General features: G+C 62.2%; 11 protein-coding genes. All 11 read right to left on the bottom strand.

Translation table 11 applies throughout. The features are described 5' to 3' along the window. The coding region (rpsE, locus tag ACYP01_RS06055) for a 30S ribosomal protein S5 (RefSeq protein ID WP_459678904.1) at window positions 1–629 on the bottom strand (629 nt) is incomplete at its 3' end. Between the two features lie 31 nt (window positions 630–660). Further along, the gene (gene rplR / locus ACYP01_RS06050; RefSeq protein WP_003940996.1) at window positions 661–1068 is read right to left on the bottom strand and encodes a 50S ribosomal protein L18; all 408 of its coding nucleotides are present in this window, start codon (window positions 1066–1068) and stop codon (window positions 661–663) included. 1 nt (window position 1069) lies between these two features. Continuing rightward, the gene (rplF, locus tag ACYP01_RS06045; protein ID WP_003940970.1) at window positions 1070–1609 is read right to left on the bottom strand and encodes a 50S ribosomal protein L6; all 540 of its coding nucleotides are present in this window, start codon (window positions 1607–1609) and stop codon (window positions 1070–1072) included. 14 nt (window positions 1610–1623) lie between these two features. Next, window positions 1624–2022: a 30S ribosomal protein S8 gene (gene rpsH, locus ACYP01_RS06040; protein ID WP_003940873.1), complete on the bottom strand. Its 399-nt coding sequence runs from the start codon at window positions 2020–2022 to the stop codon at window positions 1624–1626. A gap of 451 nt (window positions 2023–2473) precedes the next feature. Continuing rightward, window positions 2474–2659 (bottom strand): type Z 30S ribosomal protein S14, encoded by a 186-nt coding sequence (locus ACYP01_RS06035; protein ID WP_003940698.1) that lies wholly within the window; start codon window positions 2657–2659, stop codon window positions 2474–2476. A 4-nt stretch (window positions 2660–2663) separates the two neighbouring features. Then, window positions 2664–3230, bottom strand: a complete 567-nt coding sequence (rplE, locus tag ACYP01_RS06030; RefSeq protein WP_003940924.1) for a 50S ribosomal protein L5 — start codon at window positions 3228–3230, stop codon at window positions 2664–2666. Between the two features lies 1 nt (window position 3231). Then, window positions 3232–3549, bottom strand: a complete 318-nt coding sequence (gene rplX / locus ACYP01_RS06025) for a 50S ribosomal protein L24 (RefSeq protein ID WP_003941019.1) — start codon at window positions 3547–3549, stop codon at window positions 3232–3234. After that, the gene (gene rplN, locus ACYP01_RS06020) at window positions 3549–3917 is read right to left on the bottom strand and encodes a 50S ribosomal protein L14 (RefSeq protein ID WP_003940951.1); all 369 of its coding nucleotides are present in this window, start codon (window positions 3915–3917) and stop codon (window positions 3549–3551) included. Before rplN ends, rplX begins: the two co-directional genes overlap by 1 nt. A 346-nt stretch (window positions 3918–4263) precedes the next feature. After that, window positions 4264–4545: a 30S ribosomal protein S17 gene (rpsQ, locus tag ACYP01_RS06015; RefSeq protein WP_003941020.1), complete on the bottom strand. Its 282-nt coding sequence runs from the start codon at window positions 4543–4545 to the stop codon at window positions 4264–4266. Continuing rightward, a complete protein-coding gene (gene rpmC, locus ACYP01_RS06010) occupies window positions 4542–4778 on the bottom strand; it encodes a 50S ribosomal protein L29 (RefSeq protein ID WP_003940734.1) in 237 nt (78 codons plus the stop codon). Before rpmC ends, rpsQ begins: the two co-directional genes overlap by 4 nt. Continuing rightward, window positions 4778–5146 (bottom strand): 50S ribosomal protein L16 (rplP, locus tag ACYP01_RS06005; RefSeq protein WP_459678901.1); only part of this gene is annotated, 369 nt, incomplete at its 5' end. The genes rpmC and rplP, both read right to left, overlap by 1 nt.

The raw sequence follows: 5146 nt of genomic DNA, 5'->3' as shown, positions 1-5146 counted from the left end.
CCGGCGGGTGCAACCTCTTCGAGGGTGAGGCCGCGGCGAGCCGCAACTTCCTCGGGACGCTGCAGACCCTTGAGCGCAGCAACGGTCGCATGCACGACGTTGATGGCGTTGTCGCTACCGAGCGACTTCGACAGGATGTCCGCGATACCAGCGCACTCCAGCACGGCGCGCACAGCGCCACCGGCGATAACACCGGTACCGGGGCTTGCCGGGCGAAGCATGACGATGCCGGCAGCAGCCTCACCCTGAACGGGGTGAGTGATGGTGTTGGCGATCATCGGGACGCGGAAGAAGCTCTTGCGAGCCTCCTCGACACCCTTCTGGATGGCCGCGGGAACTTCCTTGGCCTTTCCGTAGCCGACGCCGACCAGTCCGTTGCCGTCTCCGACGATCACCAGAGCGGTGAAGCTGAAGCGACGACCACCCTTGACGACCTTGGAAACGCGGTTGATCGTGACAACGCGCTCGATGAACTGTGACTTCTCCGCAGCGTTTCCGCCACGGCCACCGTCGCGACGGTCACGGCCGCCACCACGGTTGTCCCCACGAGCGTTGCTGTTGTCACCGCTGTTGGGGCCATTCTGTCCGGCGGGTCCGCTTCCGCCGTCACGCCTTTGACGTCCCGGCATCAGGCTGTCCTTCCGTTGAAAATGTTGGTCATCAGAACTTCAACCCGCCTTCGCGAGCCGCGTCTGCCAGGGCCGCGATGCGACCGTGGTAGCCGTGTCCGCCGTGGTCGAAGACAACTGCTTCCACGCCGGCAGCCTTGGCGCGCTCGGCGATCAGCTGACCGACCTTCGCGCTCGCAGCCTTCTTGTCGCCTTCTGCCACGCGCACGTCTGCTTCGATGGTCGACGCGGAGGCCAGGGTGTGGCCGGCCAGGTCGTCCACGAGCTGGACGTGGATGTGGCGCGAGGACCGGTTGACGACCAAGCGGGGACGCTCGGGCGTGCCGGAGACCTTCTTGCGGAGACGGAAGTGACGACGCGTCTTCGAGAGACGACGCTTGGTGGACGCATCCTTGCCCAGCGGAATCCGCTTGGCTTTCTGGTTTGCAGTCTGGCTCATATCACTTACCCGTCTTTCCGACCTTGCGGCGGATCTGCTCACCCTCGTAACGCACGCCCTTACCCTTGTACGGGTCCGGACGACGGAGACGACGGATGTTGGCCGAGATCTGCCCGACCTTCTGCTTGTCGATGCCGGACACCGAGAACCGGGTGGGCGACTCGACGACGAAGGTGATGCCTTCAGGAGCCTCGATCGGCACCGGGTGGCTGAAGCCGAGCGCGAACTCGAGGTCCTTGCCCTTCAGTGCCACACGGTAACCAACACCGTGGATCTCCATCTTCTTCGTGTAACCCTCGGTGACACCGGTGATGATGTTCGCAACCAGGGTCCGCGACAGACCGTGCAGCGCGCGGCTACGACGCTCGTCGTCGGGGCGCGTGACGCTCAGCGAGCCGTCCTCTGCCTTTTCGATTGCGATGGGCTCGGAGATGGTCAGCGCGAGGGTGCCCTTGGGACCCTTGACGGTGACATCCTGGCCGCTGATCGTGACGTCAACGCCCGCGGGGACGGTGACCGGAATCTTTCCAATACGCGACATTGTGGTGGCCTCCCTTACCAGACGTAGGCGAGGACTTCCCCGCCTACTCCTTGATTGGCCGCCTGGCGATCGGTGAGCAGACCGGACGACGTGGAGATGATGGCCACGCCGAGGCCTCCGAGGACCTTGGGCAGGTTGGTGGACTTCGCGTAAACCCGGAGACCGGGCTTGGAAACGCGACGCACGCCGGCGAGGCTACGCTCGCGGCTGGGACCGTACTTCAGATCGACGATGAGGGTCTTGCCGACCTCTGCGTCTTCGGTACGGAAATCGGAGATGTAGCCCTCGCGCTTGAGGATCTCGGCGATGTTCGCCTTGATCTTCGAGTGGGGAAGCTTCACCTCATCGTGGTACGCCGTGTTGGCGTTGCGCAGACGCGTCAAGAAGTCTGCGATGGGGTCAGTCATGGTCATAGGTCGACCTCGACACCTTTCTCGCTGTGGTTCCCATGCAACACCGGACGAATCCGATCGTGGGCCTCCAGCAATTCGGCTGGGCCGTCCGACTTGTGTCAGACGGCGTAAGTTACCGCACCGAGCTGAACGCATGCGTCAGCCACGGCAACCGCTCTAGTGTAGGGAACTTTGGCGCAGGTGTCCACCGGGATCCCATGTCGCCTCCCCCACTGCCGCCCGAAGGATGCGATCGGGAAGCTATCGACGCACCCCGAAATCTGAACTGCTCGTTCGGCACCGAAGAACGACACCGACGAACGATGATCGCTTTCAACCAGAGTCGCAGCGGGGCAGTTCTTTTCAGGATCGGCACGATTCACATCTCGATGAAAACCACGAATGGGCGTGGGTTCCAAAGGAACCCACGCCCATTCACATGCGTGGTGTGACGAAGCCCAAGGGCCTCAGATCACCAAGAGCTCTTGCGAACTCCGGGAAGCTCGCCGGCGTGAGCCATCTCGCGAACGCAGATACGGCACAAGCCGAACTTGCGGAACACCGAGTGCGGGCGACCGCACCGCTGGCAGCGGGTGTAGGCGCGAACCGCGAACTTGGGCTTCTTGTTGGCCTTGTTGACCAATGCCTTCTTAGCCATGCGCTCAGTTCTCCTTGAACGGGAAGCCGAGGTGCTTGAGCAGTGCACGGCCTTCTTCGTTGTTGGTTGCGGTGGTCACGACGGTGATGTCCATGCCGCGGGGGCGATCGATCTTGTCCACGTCGATCTCGTGGAACATCGACTGCTCGTTGAGGCCGAACGTGTAGTTGCCGTTGCCGTCGAACTGGTTGCCCGAGAGACCGCGGAAGTCGCGGATACGGGGCAGAGCGACAGACACGAGGCGGTCCAGGAACTCCCACATGCGGTCACCACGGAGGGTGACGCGTGCACCGATGGGCATACCTTCGCGGAGCTTGAACTGCGCGATGGACTTACGTGCCTTGCGGATCTCGGGCTTCTGGCCCGTGATCAGCGACAGGTCATGGACAGCGCCGTTGATCAGCTTGGCGTCACGGGCGGCGTCGCCGACGCCCATGTTGACGACAACCTTGACGACGCCGGGGATCTGCATGACGTTCGAGTAGTCGAACTCGCTGTTGAGCGCGTCCTTGATCTCAGCGCGGTAGCGTGCCTTGAGGCGCGGCTGGACCTTGTTTTCGGTGGAGGTCATGTCAGATGTCCTTCCCGTTCTTCCGGGAAATCCGAACGCGCTTGCCGGACTCTTCGTCGGTGCGGTAGCCCACGCGGGTGGGGTTTCCGTCCGAGTCGACGACTGCAACGTTGGAAACGTGGATCGGGGCTTCCTGCGTGACGATGCCGCCGGAGGATGCTCCGCGCTCGTTCGCGGAAACCGCGGTGTGCTTCTTGATTCGGTTCACGCCTTCGACGAGGACCTTGTCGGTCGCGGGGTAGGCCTGAATGACCTTGCCCTTCGCGCCCTTGTCCTTGCCGGCGATGACCAGAACGGTGTCACCCTTGTGCACCTTCATCACAGCACCTCCGGGGCAAGCGAAACGATCTTCATGAACTTCTTCTCGCGCAGCTCACGGCCGACGGGTCCGAAGATGCGGGTTCCACGGGGATCACTGTCAGCCTTGATGAGCACTGCAGCGTTCTCGTCGAACTTGATGTAGGAACCGTCCGGACGACGGCGCTCCTTGGTCGTGCGAACGATGACGGCCTTGACGACCTCACCCTTCTTGATGTTTCCACCGGGGATTGCGTCCTTGACGGTGGCGACGATGACGTCACCGATCCCGGCGTAGCGACGTGACGAACCGCCGAGAACGCGGATGCAAAGGATTTCCTTGGCACCCGTGTTATCAGCGACGCGAACTCGCGACTCCTGCTGAATCACTTGATCTCCCTAGACCTGGAATTTCGTGCGCAACGGATTACCGACCCGGTGCGCGCGGTCATTGTTGCCACCTGCGTCGTGTCTGAGCTGCAGTCCCACCGACTGACGTCGGGAGACGATCACTGCAAGCACCGTTCGAGCTGCGCACGTGAAGACACACCTCTGCCACAGGCAACCGTTCTATTGTAGGGAAGGGTTCGCCGAATACCAAATCAGCCGTACTCGACGCAACTCGAACCCTTCGCCCGGAAAGCCCCGAAAGCCCCCGGAAAGCCGAATGGCCCACTCCTCCAAGGGGAAGCGGGCCATTCGGTGATACTCGATCAGCTCGAGGATTCGATCAGGCTTACTTGGCCTTTTCGAGGACCTCGACCAGACGCCAGTGCTTCGTCGCGGACAGCGGACGGGTTTCCATCAGCTGAACGCGGTCGCCGACGCCGGCAACGCCGTTCTCGTCGTGCGCCTTCACCTTGGTCGTACGGCGGATGATCTTGCCGTAGAGCTTGTGCTTGACGCGGTCTTCGAGCTCGACCACGATCGTCTTTTCCATCTTGTCGGACACGACGTATCCGACACGGACCTTACGGCTCGCGCGCTCTTCTGTGCTCACTGCTTTTTCCTCACTCATGCCGCGTCACCTGCATCCGGACCCACAGCGAGTCCGAGCTCACGCTCACGCAGGACGGTGTAGATGCGCGCGATCTCGTGACGAACGGTGCGCAGTCGTCGGTTGTTGTCCATCTGGCCGGTAGCCATCTGGAAACGAAGGTTGAAAAGCTCTTCCTTCGACTCACGGAGCCGGGTGACCAGCTCGTCTTCACTGAGCTCGCGGAGCTCTGCTGCTGGGGTTCCAGTAGCCATCAGAACTGCTCCTCTCTGGTCACGATCCGGCACTTGCACGGGAGCTTGTGCATCGCGCGGCGCAGGGCCTCACGAGCAATCTCCTCGTTGGGGTATGTCATCTCGAACAGAACGCGTCCGGGCTTGACGTTGGCAATCCACCACTCGGGCGAACCCTTACCGGAACCCATTCGGGTTTCGGCCGGCTTCTTCGTGAGGGGGCGATCCGGGAAGATGTTGATCCAGATCTTGCCGCCACGCTTGATGTGCCGAGTCATGGCGATACGAGCGGACTCGATCTGCCGGTTGGTGATGTAGGCAGGCTCGAGAGCCTGGATGCCGTAGTCACCGAAGGTCACCTGGGTACCGCCCTTGGCGGCACCCGAACG

This window comes from Rhodococcus sp. no. 34, assembly GCF_054589475.1.
The sequence above is the reverse complement of the archived record's forward strand: the minus strand, read 5'-3'. Positions and strand labels throughout refer to the sequence as shown.

What these genes read in the sequence shown, in the direction of transcription:
- rplR (WP_003940996.1), bottom strand. Translation starts at nt 1,068, where the DNA reads ATGAGCCAGACTGCAAACCAGAAAGCCAAGCGGATTCCGCTGGGCAAG.
- rplF (WP_003940970.1), bottom strand. Translation starts at nt 1,609, where the DNA reads ATGTCGCGTATTGGAAAGATTCCGGTCACCGTCCCCGCGGGCGTTGAC.
- rpsH (WP_003940873.1), bottom strand. Translation starts at nt 2,022, where the DNA reads ATGACCATGACTGACCCCATCGCAGACTTCTTGACGCGTCTGCGCAAC.
- ACYP01_RS06035 (WP_003940698.1), bottom strand. Translation starts at nt 2,659, where the DNA reads ATGGCTAAGAAGGCATTGGTCAACAAGGCCAACAAGAAGCCCAAGTTC.
- rplE (WP_003940924.1), bottom strand. Translation starts at nt 3,230, where the DNA reads ATGACCTCCACCGAAAACAAGGTCCAGCCGCGCCTCAAGGCACGCTAC.
- rplX (WP_003941019.1), bottom strand. Translation starts at nt 3,549, where the DNA reads ATGAAGGTGCACAAGGGTGACACCGTTCTGGTCATCGCCGGCAAGGAC.
- rpsQ (WP_003941020.1), bottom strand. Translation starts at nt 4,545, where the DNA reads ATGAGTGAGGAAAAAGCAGTGAGCACAGAAGAGCGCGCGAGCCGTAAG.
- rpmC (WP_003940734.1), bottom strand. Translation starts at nt 4,778, where the DNA reads ATGGCTACTGGAACCCCAGCAGCAGAGCTCCGCGAGCTCAGTGAAGAC.